Origin of the sequence: Pseudanabaena yagii GIHE-NHR1 (assembly GCF_012863495.1) — a bacterium.
GTDB lineage: Bacteria > Cyanobacteriota > Cyanobacteriia > Pseudanabaenales > Pseudanabaenaceae > Pseudanabaena > Pseudanabaena yagii.
The window spans coordinates 753,722-771,107 of record NZ_JAAVJL010000001.1 but is presented as its reverse complement, the minus strand read 5'-3'; the positions used below and the strand labels follow the sequence as shown (position 1 = coordinate 771,107).

16 protein-coding genes are annotated in these 17,386 nt (G+C 42.8%); 6 read left to right on the top strand and 10 right to left on the bottom strand.

Translation table 11 applies throughout. The features are described 5' to 3' along the window. Positions 1-123: 123 nt before the first annotated feature. The 4 genes from HC246_RS03750 to HC246_RS03735 form a co-directional block, all read right to left on the bottom strand. A complete protein-coding gene (locus HC246_RS03750) occupies positions 124-894 on the bottom strand; it encodes a coiled-coil domain-containing protein (RefSeq protein ID WP_169362221.1) in 771 nt (256 codons plus the stop codon). A 287-nt stretch (positions 895-1,181) separates the two neighbouring features. After that, on the bottom strand, positions 1,182-2,414 hold the full coding sequence (locus tag HC246_RS03745) for an HhoA/HhoB/HtrA family serine endopeptidase (protein ID WP_169362220.1): 1,233 nt from the start codon (positions 2,412-2,414) through the stop codon (positions 1,182-1,184). A 324-nt stretch (positions 2,415-2,738) separates the two neighbouring features. Then, positions 2,739-3,197 (bottom strand): anti-sigma factor family protein, encoded by a 459-nt coding sequence (locus HC246_RS03740; RefSeq protein WP_169362219.1) that lies wholly within the window; start codon positions 3,195-3,197, stop codon positions 2,739-2,741. A gap of 47 nt (positions 3,198-3,244) precedes the next feature. Then, on the bottom strand, positions 3,245-3,904 hold the full coding sequence (locus tag HC246_RS03735) for a sigma-70 family RNA polymerase sigma factor (RefSeq protein WP_169362218.1): 660 nt from the start codon (positions 3,902-3,904) through the stop codon (positions 3,245-3,247). 225 nt (positions 3,905-4,129) lie between these two features. Here HC246_RS03735 and HC246_RS03730 point away from each other — a divergent pair, with 225 nt between their 5' ends. Both HC246_RS03730 and HC246_RS03725 read left to right on the top strand, forming a co-directional pair. Beyond that, positions 4,130-4,273: a hypothetical protein gene (locus tag HC246_RS03730; protein ID WP_169362217.1), complete on the top strand. Its 144-nt coding sequence runs from the start codon at positions 4,130-4,132 to the stop codon at positions 4,271-4,273. Between the two features lie 88 nt (positions 4,274-4,361). Beyond that, positions 4,362-4,805, top strand: a complete 444-nt coding sequence (locus HC246_RS03725) for an RrF2 family transcriptional regulator (protein WP_169362216.1) — start codon at positions 4,362-4,364, stop codon at positions 4,803-4,805. 35 nt (positions 4,806-4,840) lie between these two features. Here HC246_RS03725 and ribH read toward each other — a convergent pair whose 3' ends face one another. The 3 genes from ribH to HC246_RS03710 form a co-directional block, all read right to left on the bottom strand. Further along, on the bottom strand, positions 4,841-5,329 hold the full coding sequence (gene ribH, locus HC246_RS03720) for a 6,7-dimethyl-8-ribityllumazine synthase (RefSeq protein ID WP_169362215.1): 489 nt from the start codon (positions 5,327-5,329) through the stop codon (positions 4,841-4,843). An 83-nt stretch (positions 5,330-5,412) separates the two neighbouring features. After that, the gene (gene psbZ, locus HC246_RS03715; protein ID WP_126387395.1) at positions 5,413-5,601 is read right to left on the bottom strand and encodes a photosystem II reaction center protein PsbZ; all 189 of its coding nucleotides are present in this window, start codon (positions 5,599-5,601) and stop codon (positions 5,413-5,415) included. A 114-nt stretch (positions 5,602-5,715) separates the two neighbouring features. Next, a complete protein-coding gene (locus HC246_RS03710) occupies positions 5,716-7,062 on the bottom strand; it encodes a histidine phosphatase family protein (protein ID WP_169364462.1) in 1,347 nt (448 codons plus the stop codon). An 861-nt stretch (positions 7,063-7,923) separates the two neighbouring features. On the opposite strand from HC246_RS03710, the gene HC246_RS03705 reads away from it, so the two are divergent. Beyond that, positions 7,924-10,098 carry an Rne/Rng family ribonuclease gene (locus HC246_RS03705; protein ID WP_169362214.1) on the top strand — a complete coding sequence of 725 codons (2,175 nt, stop codon included), beginning with the start codon at positions 7,924-7,926 and terminating at the stop codon, positions 10,096-10,098. A 68-nt stretch (positions 10,099-10,166) separates the two neighbouring features. On the opposite strand, the gene HC246_RS03700 is transcribed toward HC246_RS03705, so the two are convergent. Then, positions 10,167-11,924 carry a serine/threonine protein kinase gene (locus HC246_RS03700; RefSeq protein ID WP_169362213.1) on the bottom strand — a complete coding sequence of 586 codons (1,758 nt, stop codon included), beginning with the start codon at positions 11,922-11,924 and terminating at the stop codon, positions 10,167-10,169. Positions 11,925-12,542: 618 nt separating this feature from the next. On the opposite strand from HC246_RS03700, the gene petC reads away from it, so the two are divergent. Both petC and HC246_RS03690 read left to right on the top strand, forming a co-directional pair. Beyond that, positions 12,543-13,082, top strand: a complete 540-nt coding sequence (gene petC / locus HC246_RS03695) for a cytochrome b6-f complex iron-sulfur subunit (protein WP_169362212.1) — start codon at positions 12,543-12,545, stop codon at positions 13,080-13,082. 53 nt (positions 13,083-13,135) lie between these two features. Next, positions 13,136-14,119, top strand: coding sequence for an apocytochrome f (locus HC246_RS03690; protein WP_169362211.1), 984 nt, complete (start codon positions 13,136-13,138; stop codon positions 14,117-14,119). A gap of 86 nt (positions 14,120-14,205) precedes the next feature. On the opposite strand, the gene HC246_RS03685 is transcribed toward HC246_RS03690, so the two are convergent. Beyond that, positions 14,206-15,528 carry a glutamate-5-semialdehyde dehydrogenase gene (locus HC246_RS03685; RefSeq protein WP_211167622.1) on the bottom strand — a complete coding sequence of 441 codons (1,323 nt, stop codon included), beginning with the start codon at positions 15,526-15,528 and terminating at the stop codon, positions 14,206-14,208. 186 nt (positions 15,529-15,714) lie between these two features. Then, positions 15,715-16,083 carry a response regulator transcription factor gene (locus HC246_RS03680; protein WP_169362209.1) on the bottom strand — a complete coding sequence of 123 codons (369 nt, stop codon included), beginning with the start codon at positions 16,081-16,083 and terminating at the stop codon, positions 15,715-15,717. Positions 16,084-16,476: 393 nt separating this feature from the next. On the opposite strand from HC246_RS03680, the gene HC246_RS03675 reads away from it, so the two are divergent. After that, the gene (locus HC246_RS03675; protein ID WP_169362208.1) at positions 16,477-17,118 is read left to right on the top strand and encodes a response regulator; all 642 of its coding nucleotides are present in this window, start codon (positions 16,477-16,479) and stop codon (positions 17,116-17,118) included. Positions 17,119-17,386: the final 268 nt, after the last annotated feature.

The following is a 17,386-nucleotide window of genomic DNA, read 5'->3' as shown; positions in this document are numbered from 1 at the left end:
GTAGTCAATATATTTTAGAGTTTATAGCACGCAAACTTTTGATGAGCTAAAACATCTACTAATGTTGCGTTATCTATCCATAACAAAATTTCCATTCCAGCAAGATACGCTATTTTACTGAATTTAAGCATTTTTAAAGAAACGAATAATTTCACGAACATGTTCTAAAAATTGACTGTCAGTACTAAGTTGCGCGATCGCTTGCCGAGATTCCCGTGACAGGCGATCGTGATCGCGATCATTGGTTGCGCGTAAGTCTTCAATATTTGCCCCTAATTTTGACAAGTCTTTGCGGGTCTCATCGACAAACTGCTCATATTTTGATAGCCATGAATAGGGATTTTCTTTGCTGAGTAATTCATCGTTAATTTGTCGCACTGAGTTTTCTAAATTGGCAAAACGCTGACGCAATTCGGTTATATCTTCGCGAGGATAATCAATTTGTTGGGAAATCGCTCGTAAACGCTGAGATATATACTCATAGGCGCTAATTGCAGGACGCAAGACTGTTAACAATAAAGCTGCGATCGCGCCAACATAACCCACTGTCCCCACGCCACTTGACGCTAAAGCATATAGAGTGATCGCTGAAATTACATGCAATCCAAGGGCTAAGCCAAGCGATCGCTGTGCTAGCGATCGGACATAGGGGAGTTGTTGTTCATCAATATTGATGCCACGCTCTTGAGAAAGTTGGGCTTGATTTAGTACAGATTTGGACTGAAAGTAGAGATTCCAAGGTACTGTGACAATGATAATTAACCATACAAAAATGCTTGCCCCAATTACCCAATCAAGGAAATTCCCAAAGGGTAAATTTAACCATTGAGTTAGTCCAAATCCAGCTAAAAAGATCAGCAGTAAAGCGCCAAGCCAACCAATAAATTTACTCATCAGTTTATTCTCATAAAGTAGAGGGGTGAGTGCTTAGCACTCACCCCTCTACTTTATGAGAAATATAAAGTTTTGGTCTGGTATCATTACCCAGAATATTTTAAAAGTGCTACTTGGCAGCACTTTTAAAATATTCTGGGTTTTAACTCAGCTCAAAGCGCGTTAAGGGACTTGCTATTAATTAAAGTAACGTTGGCTGAGCAGAGCCGAAGCCAACGTTAGCTGAGCGAAATCGAAGCTAGATAACTTTGGTGGGACATTTTTTATCCGCAAGAGCCTAAGAGGAATTAATTAGGGAACTTTTGAGGGAATTGAGCTGCTTCGACATTAAGCGCTACGGTTTGCCCATTCCGTTTCACTTCCATCCGAATTTTGTCACCAACAGCACGATCTTCTACTAGTTGAGTAACTTGATCCGCAGTAAGGATGTCTTGATTATCAAACTTGACGATCACATCGCCACGTTTAGCTCCTGCTTTTGCCGCAGGCGAATCTTCCACAACTCTAGTAATCAATACTCCCTTATCTTCGGAGATTTGAATACCTAAATTAGAGTCTTGGTTGACTTGCTTTTTCACGCTAGGATCGACCGTTACCATTTGGATACCCAAATAAGCACGGCTGACCTTGCCATTTTGGATCAGTTGCTTGGCAATGCGTTGGGCAGTTTCGATGGGAATCGCGAAACCTAATCCCTGTGCGCCTTGAATAATCGCTGTATTTACGCCGATGACTTCACCGTTCTGATTGAGCAAGGGACCACCTGAGTTACCGGGGTTAATTGCCGCATCGGTTTGAATGAAACTAACGCGCTTGTCTACGCCAATTTGTCCGCTCTTGCGACCGATCGCACTGATGATGCCCGCAGTTACGGTATTGTCGAGACCGAGGGGATTGCCGATCGCGATCGCCCAGTCTCCGGGTTGCAAACTCGAAGAACTACCGAGGCTGACTGTAGGTAAATTATCGGATTTAACTTGGATAACAGCGACATCGGTTAGTTCATCGCTACCAATTACCTTACCTTCAATTTGGCGACCATCCTTGAGGATGACGGTTACTTTATCAGCTCCACTAACAACGTGAGCATTGGTGATGATATCGCCTTCTTTGTTGATGATAAAGCCTGAGCCAGTGCCCCGCTCAACTCTCTCCTTAGGCATCCGTTGTAATTGATCGCCAAAGAACTGACGAAACATCGGATCGTCTAAGAAAACATCGGGTATTTGTTGATTGTTGGCAACGGTGCGTGATGCATTAATTCTGACTACAGCAGGACCTGTGCGATTTACAGCATCCACCACATAATTGCGAGGTACAGGGATAGCTTTTGTCTTGTCGCTATCTTGCGCGATCGCAGGGGATACAGATGCAACTTGAGGTAAAGGCGTAATGGCTGTCATATTTGGCGATCGCACTCCAGATACAACTGCCCATGCACCTAAAATCACGCCTAGCAGCAGCATCGAAGCATAGATCAAGGGTTGCTTGTAACGAGATTTTTTATTTGAGTCTCTCATAGCTATTTCCGCGACCAATAATATTTAGATTCTACAAAAAATTTCCTATGATGTTAATTTCCACAATTAACGGAAAACCGTCAATCTCGATCAAGTCAATTTAACTAAGATCGAAAAAGCGTGCTCAGCACGCTTTTATAGTTGCGGATTTTGACAAGTAAACCGAAGCGTCAGAGTTATTTACAAAGGTTTACCAAGCCAGTCTTTCAAAATTTTTTTAGGTTGACTCAATAAGGAATTCGTTGGTGTGGCTTTGCCGCGCTAACGAATTCCTTATTTTACTACGCATTATTTAGGGGTGTTTTAGTGCAAAGTGCTATGAAATTACTTAGTATTCATTGATTTAGGCAATGGTACTAGCGGTTCTTCCATGGCAATTAGTACTGGTTCCTCCGCAACTGGAGCAGGAGATTTTACACTGTTGGCAACGGGGCTAAATTGGGGCGATGAATTGAAGGTAAATAATGAACCAAATACGCCAACTACAGCCGCCACAGATATACCAATACCTGCGAGTTTCCATTTGCGGCGCTGCGATCGCTTGTCAATTTCTGCAAAGACGCGATCGATCATGACCTCTGTTTCTTTCTTCGCAGAGGAATTGGCAGCTACTGGTACAGGTAACTCAATTAGCGATTGTCTCAGTTTCATTTGTTGCTGGTAGAGGCGACGAAAATCAACATCGTCTGATAGCCATTGCTCGACGAGTTGTTCTTCAGTCTCTGTTACTTCACCATCTATATAAGCACTGAGTAACTCAAAGCGCTCATTTGGAGTAGTCATAGAATTATTAGAAATTTGGTTAGCACTCATAACTTAAATACACCCCCTTACATACTAGACAAATAGGGTTGTAGTTGCGCTTGGAGCTTCAATCTTGCTCTTGCTATACGTGATTTTACTGTACCAAGCGATACACCTGTTAGTTCAGAAATCTCTTCATAGGATAAGCCTTGAATTTCTCGTAGCACAATAGTTTCGCGGAAACTAGAAGGCAAATCTTCAATGGCTTTACGGAGTTGTTCATAAAACTCCTGTGTAGACATATTGTCGATGGGGCTAGGGGCTGAGCTGGGCAAGTCCCAAGACATTTCATCGCCATCGCCAGACATAAATGGAGCATCTAGGGAAACAGAATTTCCTACCCTTTTACGTTTACGCAACTCGTCATAAAACAAGTTGGTGGCAATGCGACTAAGCCAACCGCGAAATTTTTCAGGTTCTTGCAAACGCTTGATATTACGATAAACACGCAACCAAACCTCTTGGGCGAGGTCGGCACGATCCTGCCAGTCAGGAGCGAGCTTATACAAAACTTGATCGACATAAGATTGATTACGTCGCATAAGTTCTGCAAACGCAGACCTCTTGGGTTGCGCTTCTTGCTGGCACATTTGCACCAATTCAACGATGGGGAGCTTATCAACGGACACGGAGTTGGAGGGCGTGTACCCTCCGATGCTGGTTGACCAAGATAGGCTGTAACTCATCAATCAATCGCTCCTACTGGACTTTAATCAGCAGTAGATTTAGCAGAATTTATTAAAATTCAATAATCTGTATCTCTAATGCTCAAGTTTTAGGACGATGATCGAAAAAGTTTGTTCCTACCAAAAACATATTTCAAGAGGGATAATAGCAGTTAGTTTGTGTGTTTTTGCTAATTCATAGATTTCCTTAGATTTTTTACTTGATTCTTTTACTTAAATTTACTTATGCAGCGATCGCAGTGGATATCAGTACTTACAGGCGTTATCGCCGTAATTTTGGGTTTAGGCTATTTGATTTTGGTTCAGATACTAGATTGGCGTGGTGGTGAGATGTTACCTGCCCCCGTTGATTTATCCTTTCTTTTTTAAAATTCGTCGATAGCGACGCTATCTAAATTCGTAGATATATTTAGCCAAGCTTTGCTCTGCAAAGCTTGGCTAAACTTAAGTGGGTTTTATGAAACTAACCAGAAAAGGTCATTACAGTGTGAAGGCGATGCTCGATCTGGTGGTTTGGGCAAAGCGTAAGCCTGCTTCTGTAAAAGAAATTAGCGATCGCCAATCAATTCCTGCTCCCTATTTAGAAAAAATTTTAATCGCGCTACGCCAAGCGGATTTAGTTGAGTCCGTGCGGGGCGTACAGGGGGGATATAAGCTGAAGCGATCGCCCAAAGATATCTCTCTCGGTGAAATATTATCTGCCGTCGGTGAAGATACCCACCCCTTACCAAGATTAAAGCCACAGGAAAAACTAGCCTCCGACTGGGTCACATTTGCCCTCTGGCAAAGACTTGATCGCAAGCTTAAGGATGCACTCTATGGAATTTGTTTAGAAGATTTATATTACGATGCCCGCAGTTGGCAAGCCTCCCAAGGACAAAGCGCTGGATTTATAGTTTAGAGAGGGTGTCGCAAAGCGACACCCTCTCTAAACCTTTAGGCAGATTTACTGCGAATTTGACGCATGAGGTTAGCCATTTCGATCGCACCCATGCCAAACTCCCAACCCTTATTGCTCTTGATGCCAGCGCGTTCGAGAGCTTGCTGCATCGTGTCAGTCGTCAATACCCCGAAAATAATTGGCACGCCTGTTTGAAAAGAGGCGGCAGCAACACCCTTAGAAACTTCATTGGATACATAATCAAAGTGGGGTGTATCGCCACGAATGACCGCACCTAAGCAAATAATTGCATCATAGCGTCCTGAAACGGCTAGTTCCTTTGCCACCATGGATATTTCCAAACTACCAGGAACCCATGCGTAGTCAACTTGACTGCCATTTTCAGAGACATCAACGCCATGGCGCAATAGTGAGTCTTGACATCCTTGGAGGAGCTTACCAACGATCAGGTCATTAAACCGAGCAACCACGATCGCAAAACGCAAACTATCAGTATTGGTAAAGCTACCTTCAAAAACTGCCATAGAGTTAAATTTAAGTCAAAAGTAAAGTCAAAAATGAAAATTTAATTATTTGATGGAGCGCTTGGCGCTCCATCAAATATTGATTAAGCTACAAAAGAATTTAAGATGCCGATAACAATGACAAAAGCTACCCAAATTAGGGAGCCAAGAAACAAGAGGGGCTTGGTTTGATTCCAAGAGCTAGGAGATGCGTATGCGACGGGTACGCCAATCACCAAAACGAAGGAAAACAGCACAAATGCAGCTAATAAAAGCTGAAATAAAATAGTCATTTTTTTAACTCCAAGTACTAAAACAAAATACCAAAATAAATCCTTTACACCAAATTAGCAGAAAATGCGTCTCTCTTAAGGGCTGAAGCAAATAGGGCATATGCCCTATTTGCTTTATAAAGCTCCTGCGGCAGTGCGATCGAGAATGCCTTCAGAGAGGTGAGTGGTGATATTGCAAGACTGTAAAACTGGTTTACCCTGTGCGCCTTGAGGATAGTCAATTACACTCACGCCGCCATTACCTTGTTTAAAGATCCAAAATTGCTCTGGTGTAAAGCCAAATAATAAACAAAGAATTGCTTTGTTCACAGCATCATGGGCGACAACTAGAGCTGTCTCTCCTGCGGGAACTGACTCCACAATTTTTTGCCAAATTACCGCGACACGATCCCATACCTGCTGTAAATTCTCACCTTCAGGCATTTGCACAGTTTCGGGTTGTGACTGCCAGAGGGCTAGTTGCCCCGCAAATTCGGCTTCGATTTCATGCTCAAATTTGCCTTCCCAGAGACCATGAGAAATTTCCTTGAGTTCATCAAATAGCTCCAGTTTGATATTAGGATGCTTGCTTAAAATTTCTAGCGCTGTATCCTTGGGACGGAGCATTGGACTGCTGAAAGCCTTGTCGATTTTGACTTTGGCGAGAAATTCACTAGCGCGTCTTGCCTGAGCATGACCATTGTTATTGAGGGGGACATCAATTTGTCCTTGGAAGCGTTTTTGGCGATTCCACTCGGTTTCACCGTGGCGCACTAGCAATAGACGGGGACCATTGTGTTTTTTCTTGAGGGGGGGCAATGGTGATTCTGTTAGATCTTGGAGATGGCTGACGAGATTCAGCGATTCTAGTTGGACACCATCGTTAATGCTTGAGCCTTGGAAATTGAGGACGCTGATCGCGCAGTTGGCTTGATGGATATTGTGATAGAGACTGACAGGGATACCGATCGCTGAGCAAATTAGAGCCCGATTAATGCCACTATGCCCCACAAGCAAAATGGTTTTGTCTTCATGCTTAGGCAAGATTTCTGCCCATAGAGCCTTAGCTTGCTCGAAAAGATCAAGAATTGGATAGCGATCGCCTAGTTGAAATTTTTCTGGTTCATTTTGCCAAAAATGATATTTTTCAGGAAATTGCTCTTTGACATCACTCGCAATCATAGACTCCCACTCTGAGAGATCTATTTCGAGTAGACCTTCAGTGGTATTTAGCACTGGAGGTTGAAAATTTTCGGACAAAATGATCTGGGCAGTATGCTGAGCACGAACTAAGGGACTAGCATAGGCAACATCAATACCTAAGTTAGATAAGGCTCTACCTGCAAGTTTGGCTTGATGCTTACCCTTGTCAGTCAACACAGACTGCAATTCTGGGCGATCGTAATTGCCCCGTCCTTGGATTTTGCTCAGGATATTGAAATTACTTTCGCCGTGACGGACGATAACTACTCGCGTACTCAGAACCTTACCCTCATCTTCATTTAAAGTTGGATAGTTGGGACAACCAGCATATCCAACACAACTACCTAATATTAAAACACTATTAAGAAATAGTAACGCTCAATGCTGCGCTATAATACTACGATAGGCTTAAGATAGCTGCTAGCTAAAGTGCATCTAGCTAAAGTGCATCTAGCTGTTAGTTAAGCGCTCAAGCTTACCTACCATAATCATAAACTTGAATCATCAAGTACGCTGTTTTACCTATAGGCTGAATGCTGTAGGCAAATGGTGTAAGCACCTTCTAGATAGTTTAATAAAAGTCAGTCTAAGAAATAAACTTAGCTTTTAACGAAACCCCACCAAACTTCCCAACAACTATATTCATACTGCATTGCCATAAGTATTGCTATGAGTATTGCTCGATTAGGTTGCTGATGATAGGCAAAGCTTAGCGTCAGTAGTCTGCAAGGTTTTAAAATTTAGTTTTTACACAAAGTAGATAGAAAAAACTACCTATTTTGTATAGAAACTAGTTTATTGAAAACCTAAGAGCGTCATAGTTTTTGGTATCTAAACCATTCCGAACAAAGCAATATGTCTTAACTATCGTGATGTCAGAGCAGACAAATCGCCCAATTACTAGCTCGGTACATAGCTAAGTAATAGGTTTACGATAAGGGCTATTTGTAATCGAAATTTTTTCTTACTTTCGTTATTGGTATGTTCTGGATAAAGCTCCCACTATGACTCTTTGAGGCTTTTAAGCAGGGGTCTGAAAATATTTTTCTAAACATTTTTCTAAAGTTTATATAAAAAAGTATTTTTCAGATAAGTTCTTAGACTGGCTCTTTTGAATCGAAGAAATTCTGAGGAAATTGAATGCCAAAGCAAATAATTATTGCCGAGCAGTATCGAATTGCTGCCGTATTTAGTGAAGATCAAATTGAAGAAATTGTTGTTGCCGCAGGAACTCACCAAGTTGGGGATGTTTACTTGGGCGTTGTTGAAAATGTTTTAACTAGTATTGATGCGGCATTTGTAAATATTGGCGATGGCGATCGCAATGGGTTTATTCACATTACTGACCTTGGCCCCTTAAAAATGCGGCGATCGTCTGGCTCGATCAGCGATCTGGTCGTACCGCAACAGCGCGTGTTGGTTCAGGTTATGAAAGAACCAACGGGTAATAAAGGTCCCCGTTTGACGGGAAATATTTCGCTACCTGGTCGATATGTGGTGCTACTGCCCTTTGGTCGTGGGGTGAACCTATCCCGACGTATTCGCAGTGAGGCTGAGCGTAATCGTCTGCGGGCACTGGCGATTTTGGTCAAGCCTGCGGGTATGGGCATTTTGGTGCGGACTGAGGCGGATGGGATGCCTGAGGAGCAGATTATTGAGGATCTCGATAATTTGCAACGTCAGTGGGAAGGCATTCAGCAGGATGTGGCAACCACTCGCCAGCCAACCCTGCTCGATCGCGAAAGAGATTTTGTCCAACGGGTACTGCGTGACCTCTATAGCACTGAGGTAAATCGCATTGTAACCGACTCTAGTGATGGTTTACGCCGCATTAAGCAGCATTTACTCAACTGGGGTGATGGCAAAATTCCTAGTGGACTGTTACTCGATCATCACCGTGAACGCACTCCGATTTTGGAATATTTCCGCGTTAATGCGGGTATCCGTGAAGCGCTGAAGCCCCGTGTTGATTTGCCTAGTGGTGGCTACATTATTATTGAGCCGACTGAGGCTTTGACAGTAATTGACGTTAACTCTGGCTCCTTTACCAAGTCCCAAACCTCTCGTGAGACGGTGCTTTGGACAAACTGTGAAGCGGCTGTAGAGATTGCCCGTCAGATTCGCTTGCGAAATATTGCGGGTGTAATCGTGGTGGACTTCATTGATATGGACACTCGCCGCGATCAGTTGCAGTTATTGGAATACTTTAATAAAGCTTTGCGATCGGATAAGTCACGTCCGCAAATCGCGCAGTTGACGGAGTTAGGACTGGTTGAGTTGACCCGTAAGCGCCAAGGTCAGAGCATTTATGAATTATTTGGTCGTCCATGCTCTACCTGTGGTGGTCTTGGACATTTGATGCATTTACCCGGGGAAGCCGCAGGTCAGCCCGTAGACTCAACTTCACGGACTTGGGAATCGAAGCAGTCTAACCAACTCGACTTTACCTCTGAGTATGAGGATGGTGATTCGGAGTTGGGTGGCGGACTGGAGCCCAATTTGGTCAATCATCCGAGCTATCAAGAGCGGGGCAATTTACGCAGACGTAGCAAGCGGACGTTACTCAATAAGGATTCTCGCGAGTTGCGTGAAGTGGAAAAGGTTGCACCTGTGGATGTGCGATCGCGGGTTGAGGCAAGGTTTGAACCACGTTTTGAGCCTCGTGTCGAGCGCGAGATTGTTGAACGTGCTATTCCTAGCAAGATTGCTTTACCGAGCATTTCGCCCACCAAGCATATTGCTGAACCTGTCGAAGAGTTAGTGGAAGTGATCGAGCCTGCACCGATCATTGCTGCTCCTGAAGTCTCTATCCCTGAACGTCCTAATAAGCGAGAATTACGGACTAAGGTTGTGGAGCCACCAGAGGTCATTGTGGTGGAAATGACTGAGGAGGAGCAGGATGTATACTCTCTGATCGGGGTTTCTCCCTTGGTCTTAGTTGATCGGGAAGTGAAAGATCCTCGCAATGTAATCGTCACCGTAGCCCTACCTGGACAAGCACCTAAAAATGCCATTAAGCCAAGTCCTGAAGTACTAAATGAGGAGAGTATTTCTGAAGATGCCATCGAGACAGAAATTGCTGAGGAAATAGAATCTGAGGTTGTGGTCAATGATTCGCCCATTGTAACTACTAACAATGGGATTACTAACCCTAATGGTGTGATTCTGAAAGTTAATCGGGCGCAACCATCAGAACCGATTGATGATGAGGCGAATGACTCTAAAAATGACTTTTTAGATGGTTCTAAAGAATTTGTGCCAATTCAATCCCCTGAAGCCTCGCGTCGCAAGCGTTCTTCTGCTTCACAAGGCTAATTTAGAATAATTTTTGAGAAAGGGGTTGCGTAGCAACCCCTTTCTCTTATCTCAAGTCCTAGTTGATGTTAAAAAACTAGATCTACATCCAATTTTTTTAGATTAATGACATAGAGTTTGTAGCCTGATATGTCCGAAGTAGCGATCGCTAATAAATTAATATCAACTGGAGCGATCGCTGTAATTTCACCATCAATAATTAAGTTGCTAATGTTATTACCACGTAAATCTAAAAGCATCAAAATTGTTTGATAAGCATTGTAAGTAGCTGTAATTGCGTAGCCCCAAGGCGTTGCTGTCATTAATAGGACTTCATACTCTAACGGTATTCGCACTAAGCGATAGGGTTTGAGATCGAGTAAATATAGATTGCGGCGATTGTCTGCTTCTAACAACATGACGCGATCGCTTGTAAAGGTCGCAATACCTGTCTCGATTGGTATAGGCAAAGCTAGCCGATACATAATATTGCAACGGCGGGAAATGACGATTGCTCTACTCTCACTTGTTTCTGGCTTATTAGCGATCGCCACTAAATGATGTTGATCAAAAGCAATAATGCAGCTTAAGTCCCTTGTTGCGAACTCCAAGCGCATCGCTCGCCCATAAACAATATTTCTAATTTCGAGTTGTTTGCCCGTAGAGACAGCGAACCAATCGCCATTCGGTGAAATTATCGATTTAAAAGGTTGAGCAGATTGATATAAAGATTTGGGTTTTCCCTGTACAAATTGATAAAGCGATCGCTTAGTCAAGGCAAATAAAGACTTTTTCGTAAAGATAATTTCCTCGATTTGCTGCTCAGACTTGGCAATTTGTTCTTCTTGATCGAGGGATAAACTATGCCAATGTAAATGTAGATTTGACGTGCTATAAAATCGTGATTTCCCAGCACCCACTAGACTCACAATTCTTTCGGGCATATCTTTTTGATCAAAATAAGCTGCCTTCTGAGCAAATAGAGTTGTTGCACAGGTATCGACATCAGCAGCTACCTTAGTTTGACCAAAATTAAGTGCGTTGAAATCTTCGGAATTAATAGTTGCTAATAAATCTAAACGCATCTCTTGTGCTGAGGTGTAGCGTCGCTTCGGTAACTTTTCCAGTGATCGCGCAATTACATTTTGTAGCGATCGGGGCAAATTGTCAGGAACAATTACCCTCTGATTTAAATGAGCATTCATCAATTCTGTAGGCATCCCTGAAAAAGGTCGCTTACCCACCACCAATTCATACAAAATAATCCCCACAGCATAAAGATCTGACCCTGCCGAAAATTGCCCATAAAAACGTTCAGGAGCCATGTAACCGGGGGAACCTGTGTTACTACCATCCGAACCAATTTCTTGACTGAGACGGGCAATCCCAAAATCTGAGATCTTTGCCTGCCAACCCTTAGCTGTGATTTTCAGCAACACATTTTCAGGTTTAATATCGCAATGGATAATATTCGCCGCATGGGCATGTTCTAATCCCAGCAAAATATCATTTACCAACTCAAAACATTGTTGGATCGATAAAGCTTTGGGATAGTTCATCAAGTCTCGTAATGTGCCACCCTCGCAATAGTCCATGACCAAATAGCGATAATTTTGGTGATGGACTAACGCCGTACAAGATACGATATTTTCATGCTGTAGAGTCAATAAAAACCGTAATTCTCTCAGGAGCTTACTGGTAGGAAATCTTTTGTTTTCTAGCTCTTTGAGTGCTACCAATTTGCCCGTATCTCTCATACGCGCACACAAAACTTTGCCAAATTGACCTCTGCCAACCAAGCCTAAAATGCGATATTTAGAGAACTGCGAAGTAGCTTTTACATTCATACGAGCAACATCAAGTCTCACAAACTGCTTTATTCATACTTTGAAATAGGGCAGTTGTCTCACTCCTTTTAACTTTAATAATATTTCCCGCAACGACGCTACGACAATCATCAACCTAAAAGCCCAAAAACAGTGAGATGTTTTATGTATCTTGTTATACCGATTAGCTAATATAGCGTTTTTCAAGCAAGCTAGGTATAGAGGTTTGTTTCCCCGCCTGTGGCGGGGAAACAAACCCATGCTCTACAAATGCTTTATATAGGTTTCCTGATCTACTCATTTAGAGCAATTTTTGAAAGGACAGCGAAGCTGTCCTTTCAAAAATTGCTCTGTACTACTTCAAGCTTCAACAACCTTATACATCATGCGTTAGAAAAGCGCTATATATCGCTATACTTTATGCAATCAAAAACAATAGCCGGTAAAGCTTTTGGCTGTATGCAGTGGCTCTAACCTATCGAGAATTGGGATTACTTTTAGGTTTTACGGATGTTGGCGATCGCACTGCTTAACATTTCGTTGCAAAACATCTAGAGAGATGTCCAAAGATTGTCGATATCATGGTAGAGATTGATATATAAAACGTAATATTTCTCAGCAAAACCGTTATTCAAATTTATGAGTCAAGCTTCTGCATCCGCCGATGTCCCTAGCATTGGTCGTCGTCGATTTCTAAACCTAGTTTTAGGGGGGTCTGCTGCCGTAACCACCCTTGGTGCTGCCTACCCCTTCTTGGCGTATTTTGTACCTCCTTCTCGCGGTGGTGCTGGCGGTGGTGTTTCTGCTAAAGATGCATTGGGCAAAGATATACTTGCTTCGGCTTTCTTGGCGAGTCATCAACCTGGCGAACGCGAACTTGCTCAAGGACTCAAGGGCGACCCTACCTACATTGTCGTCACTGAAAATAGAGAAATTGCCTCCTACGGCTTGAATGCAGTTTGTACTCACCTTGGTTGCGTTGTACCTTGGAATGCTGCCGAGAACAAATTTATTTGTCCTTGCCACGGCTCTCAGTACAACAACGAAGGCAAAGTTGTGCGTGGACCCGCTCCCTTGTCCCTTGCCCTCGCTCATGCCACTGTTGAGGATGACGTTGTGCAATTTAGTCCTTGGACGGAAACCGACTTCCGCACCAATGAAGCTCCTTGGTGGTCTTAGTAGTTTGTCAGAAACCTTTGCAATTGGTCTTTAAATCACATTTGAACTCATACATGAAAAAAGCTTTATCCCGTGCTAAACGTCTGCTTGTCGGCGTTAGCCTATGTGTCCTCACCAGCTTGACTTTGTTATTTGGACTGAATAACCAGTCAGCCTTTGCTTATCCTTACTTTGCCCAAGAAGCTTACAAAACCCCTCGTGAAGCGACTGGTAAAATTGTCTGTGCTAACTGTCACTTAGCGAAAAAGGGTATTGAGTTAGAATTGCCTCAATCTGTTAAGCCCGATTCCGTATTTGAAGCAGTAGTAAAGGTTCCCTATGACCACACCAAACAGCAAGTAGCTGCTGATGGTAGCAAAACAGGCTTGAATATTGGTGCAGTTTTAGTATTGCCTGAAGGTTTTAAGATTGCTCCTGAAGAGCGCTTATCTGAAGAACTAAAGGAAAAAACCAAAGATATTTATTACCAACCCTACAGCGACGATCAAGAAAATATCGTTCTCGTTGGACCTATCTCTGGTGATGAGTATTCCGAAATTGTATTCCCAGTCCTATCTCCTGATCCTGCAACGGACAAGAATATTCACTTCTTGAAGTATTCTGTATACGCAGGTGGTAACCGTGGTCGTGGTCAAGTTTACCCCACTGGTGAAAAGAGCAATAATAATGAATACACATCTTCTGTTTCTGGTCTAGTTACTCAAATTAGCCCGATCGCTCCTAATGAAGATGAAGGTATCTATGGTGGTTATGAAATCTCTATCCAAACTACCGATGGTAGCATTGCTGTAGAGAAGGTTCCTGCTGGTGCTGAGCTAGTTGTCGAGCCAGGTAGTGAAGTGAGAGCGGGTGCACCTCTAACTACTAATCCTAACGTTGGTGGTTTTGGACAGCAAGATGGCGAAATCGTCCTTCAAGATCCTCGCCGCATTCAAGGTTTGCTAGCATTCTTTGCCGCAGTAATCGTCACTCAAATTCTGTTGGTATTGAAGAAGAAGCAAGTTGAAAAAGTTCAAGCTGTTGAAATGAACTTCTAAATCAAAGTTATATGGTCATTGAAACCTTGCAAGGTTTCAATAATCTATAAAAAAAGGAAAGATGGATTAATCCATCTTTCCTTTTTTTATACATCCCTATGGGTAAAAGCTTTGGCATTAGTTCCCGCATAGTCTGCGACAATATGACCATTACCGACAAGACGATATTTATAGGTAACAAGTCCTTCTAAGCCAACGGGACCCCGTGGGGGCATTTTATTGGTACTGATGCCTACTTCTGCCCCAAAGCCATAGCGGAAACCATCGGCAAATCTAGTGGAGCAGTTGTGATATACCCCTGCTGCATCAACATCACTGGTGAAGATATCCGCGATCGTTTGATTTTCAGTGACGATCGCTTCTGTGTGCTTGGAGCCATAGGTGGTGATATGGGCGATCGCTTCCTCTAAGGTATCAACAATTTTGATCGATAGGATCAAATCCGAATATTCCGTTGACCAATCTGATTCGATGGCGGGCAAAACATCAATGATTTTTTGGGTGCGATCGCATCCCAGTAATTTCACGCCACGTTCTTGAAAAGCAGTTAAAGCTAAAGGAAAATATTGAGGTGCGATCTCGTTATGTACTAACAGAGTTTCGATCGCATTACAGGCGGCAGGATATTGGGTCTTGCTATCGACGGCGATCGCTACTGCTTTATGGAGATCCGCAGCCGCATCAACGTATAAATGGCAAATTCCATCAGCATGACCAAGTACGGGAATATTCGTATTGTCTTGAATATAGCGGACAAATTGATTGGAACCTCTAGGAATAATCAGGTCAATTAATTTATCCATGTGGAGAATTGCTAAAGTCTCGGCACGGGTGGTTAATAGCTGTACTACATGAGGTGATACTGCATGACTTGAGGCATCTTCAGTATTTTCGTATAACTTCTCTAAAGCCTCACGCATCACGGCAGCGATCGCTTCACAGGAATTGACCGCTTCACTCCCACCTTTGAGAATCACCCCATTGCCCGATTTAATGCCAAGGGCAGCAATTTGGGTGACGGCATCGGGGCGCGCTTCAAAAATGACTCCTATCACACCTAGTGGGCAGGAAAGACGTTCGAGAATTAAGCCTGCATCTAATTCCCGATGAATTTGGCGATCGCCAATAGGATCGGCAAGGCGAATCACATCACGAACGCCAGCAACCATACTTTTGAGCTTACTCGGATCGAGCTTAAGACGAGCGATCAAGGCGCTAGGCAATTGGGCAGCATTCGCCGCCACGACATCCTTTTGGTTAGCCGCCAAAATTGTTTCCGAATTTTGCTCTAGGGCGATGGCGATCGCTTCTAGGGCAGCATTTTTGGCAGCAGTCGGCAATTTCGCCAAGGCGATCGCGGCAGTGCGCGTATGTTGAATCGAAGCTACCAAATTCTCTGCCAAATTCATAGATACATTCCCAGACACTTGATTCCCTATCACTTTTTGTAGATTGCTGTTTTGAGGTAAAGATATCAGTCACAGAAACTAGCAACTCTTTACCTACTTTCTCTTATGGTAATACGAAATCAATTAAGTAGCTCAGCATCACTATCAACCACTGCCAGATTGTTATGCTGACAGCTATGGGGGCAGCTACTTACTCTTGAGCAATTCTTTAACTGTATCAACTAGGTCTTCTGGTGGAAAAGGCTTACTAATGTAAGCATTTGCGCCTTGTCGCAAGCCCCAATGCCGATCAACTATTGTAGATTTGCTGGAACACATGATGATGTTGATATCCCAAGTATCGGGATTATCTCTAAGCTTCCGACAAAGTTCATAGCCATTCATTTTCGGCATAATGATATCTAAAATCACGAGATCAGGATGGAGTAATTCTGCTTGAGACAAAGCTTCCAAGCCATTGTTAGCTGTTACCACTTCAAATTGATTATTGTGGAGTAAATTAGCAATCATTTCCCTTTGGGTCTTGCTATCTTCAACAACGAGAATCTTGGACATGATAGGAACCTCCTCATTTCGATATTCCTATCCTATAGTTGAGCTAGAAATAGCACATGAAGCTGAAGTCCTGAATTTGTCTAGTACTTTAGTCCTATGCCAAATTAGGACTATCGCCACTTGATTCCTATCAGAGAAACCGCTAACCTGCTCTTAGAAGCCATCGATTTATAGCAAAACAAAAAATAGCATAGCCATTTTTTGTTTTGCTATAAATCTTACTGGGATTGGATTTTAGTTCACGGAGGTGTTGATACACTTTCATGAATTAGTATTACAGCCTGTTGAGGCTTAAAGTAGTACAGATAAATCCTTGAAAGCATTGCTTTACAAAGCTTTCAAGGATTTATCTGGATTTCAAGTCAGCGCAAAGCGCTGTAATAGGTAGCTCCCATGAAAATCCGCGTTTTACTTGTTGACGATCATTCCTTTATCCGTCGTGCTCTGCGAATCTCTCTCGGTGATGAATCGGCATTAGAGATTGTCGGCGAAGCGGAAAATGGACAATTAGCGATCGCCCAAATAGAAAACCTTAAGCCCGATGTGGTGCTAATGGATATTCAAATGCCAGTCATGGATGGAGTGGAAGCAACTAAACAAATTGGCGATCGCTTTCCAGAAACGAAGATATTGATTCTTACGGTTGATGATACTGAAGAATATATATCTCAAGCTTTGAAATATGGTGCATCGGGATATATTTTAAAAAATACACCACCTGAAGAATTATCCTTTGCGATTCAGGCAGTGTATCGGGGCTATATGCATTTAGATTTGAACTTAGGACGCAAGGTGATCGCTCGAATTCCCGAAAATGTGGAAGTTTCTACAACTGATTGGGATAAACTTACTCCTAGAGAACAGCAAATCGTGAAATTAATCGCTACAGGGGCAAATAATGAAGAAATTGCGAGTCAGCTTTACATATCCACGAAGACTGTAAAAAATCACGTTACCAATATTTTAAGTCAGCTAAATTTACGGAATAGAACCCAAATAGCCATTTTAGTGACTTCCATTCTTAACTATTCGTAACTCATAAAACATCAACCAAAATCTACAATAAATGCCAATGGACTCCTGTTAGAACTAATTTAAGAATTTTCTTCTTCCCCTTAAAAAAGGGGAAGAAGAAAATTCTCTCCCCTTTTTTTACCTTGTACACACAAGTCATAAAACCTAGTCAAGATCACAATTAATCTCCCCCTAGCCCCCAATACTGGGGGAACAAGAAAATAAAAGTCTTTCAAAGTCCCCCAGAATTGGGGGATTTAGGGGGGGCTTAGATAAATCAAAACTTAGA

Bases quoted from the DNA above. Each gene is read 5' to 3' on its own strand.
- HC246_RS03685 (WP_211167622.1), bottom strand. From the start codon at position 15,528: ATGAATTTGGCAGAGAATTTGGTAGCTTCGATTCAACATACGCGCACT.
- psbZ (WP_126387395.1), bottom strand. From the start codon at position 5,601: ATGACTATTTTATTTCAGCTTTTATTAGCTGCATTTGTGCTGTTTTCC.
- HC246_RS03740 (WP_169362219.1), bottom strand. From the start codon at position 3,197: ATGACTACTCCAAATGAGCGCTTTGAGTTACTCAGTGCTTATATAGAT.
- HC246_RS03680 (WP_169362209.1), bottom strand. From the start codon at position 16,083: ATGTCCAAGATTCTCGTTGTTGAAGATAGCAAGACCCAAAGGGAAATG.
- ribH (WP_169362215.1), bottom strand. From the start codon at position 5,329: ATGGCAGTTTTTGAAGGTAGCTTTACCAATACTGATAGTTTGCGTTTT.
- HC246_RS03735 (WP_169362218.1), bottom strand. From the start codon at position 3,904: ATGAGTTACAGCCTATCTTGGTCAACCAGCATCGGAGGGTACACGCCC.
- HC246_RS03750 (WP_169362221.1), bottom strand. From the start codon at position 894: ATGAGTAAATTTATTGGTTGGCTTGGCGCTTTACTGCTGATCTTTTTA.
- HC246_RS03705 (WP_169362214.1), top strand. From the start codon at position 7,924: ATGCCAAAGCAAATAATTATTGCCGAGCAGTATCGAATTGCTGCCGTA.
- HC246_RS03730 (WP_169362217.1), top strand. From the start codon at position 4,130: ATGCAGCGATCGCAGTGGATATCAGTACTTACAGGCGTTATCGCCGTA.
- HC246_RS03690 (WP_169362211.1), top strand. From the start codon at position 13,136: ATGAAAAAAGCTTTATCCCGTGCTAAACGTCTGCTTGTCGGCGTTAGC.
- petC (WP_169362212.1), top strand. From the start codon at position 12,543: ATGAGTCAAGCTTCTGCATCCGCCGATGTCCCTAGCATTGGTCGTCGT.
- HC246_RS03700 (WP_169362213.1), bottom strand. From the start codon at position 11,924: ATGAATGTAAAAGCTACTTCGCAGTTCTCTAAATATCGCATTTTAGGC.
- HC246_RS03675 (WP_169362208.1), top strand. From the start codon at position 16,477: ATGAAAATCCGCGTTTTACTTGTTGACGATCATTCCTTTATCCGTCGT.
- HC246_RS03725 (WP_169362216.1), top strand. From the start codon at position 4,362: ATGAAACTAACCAGAAAAGGTCATTACAGTGTGAAGGCGATGCTCGAT.
- HC246_RS03745 (WP_169362220.1), bottom strand. From the start codon at position 2,414: ATGAGAGACTCAAATAAAAAATCTCGTTACAAGCAACCCTTGATCTAT.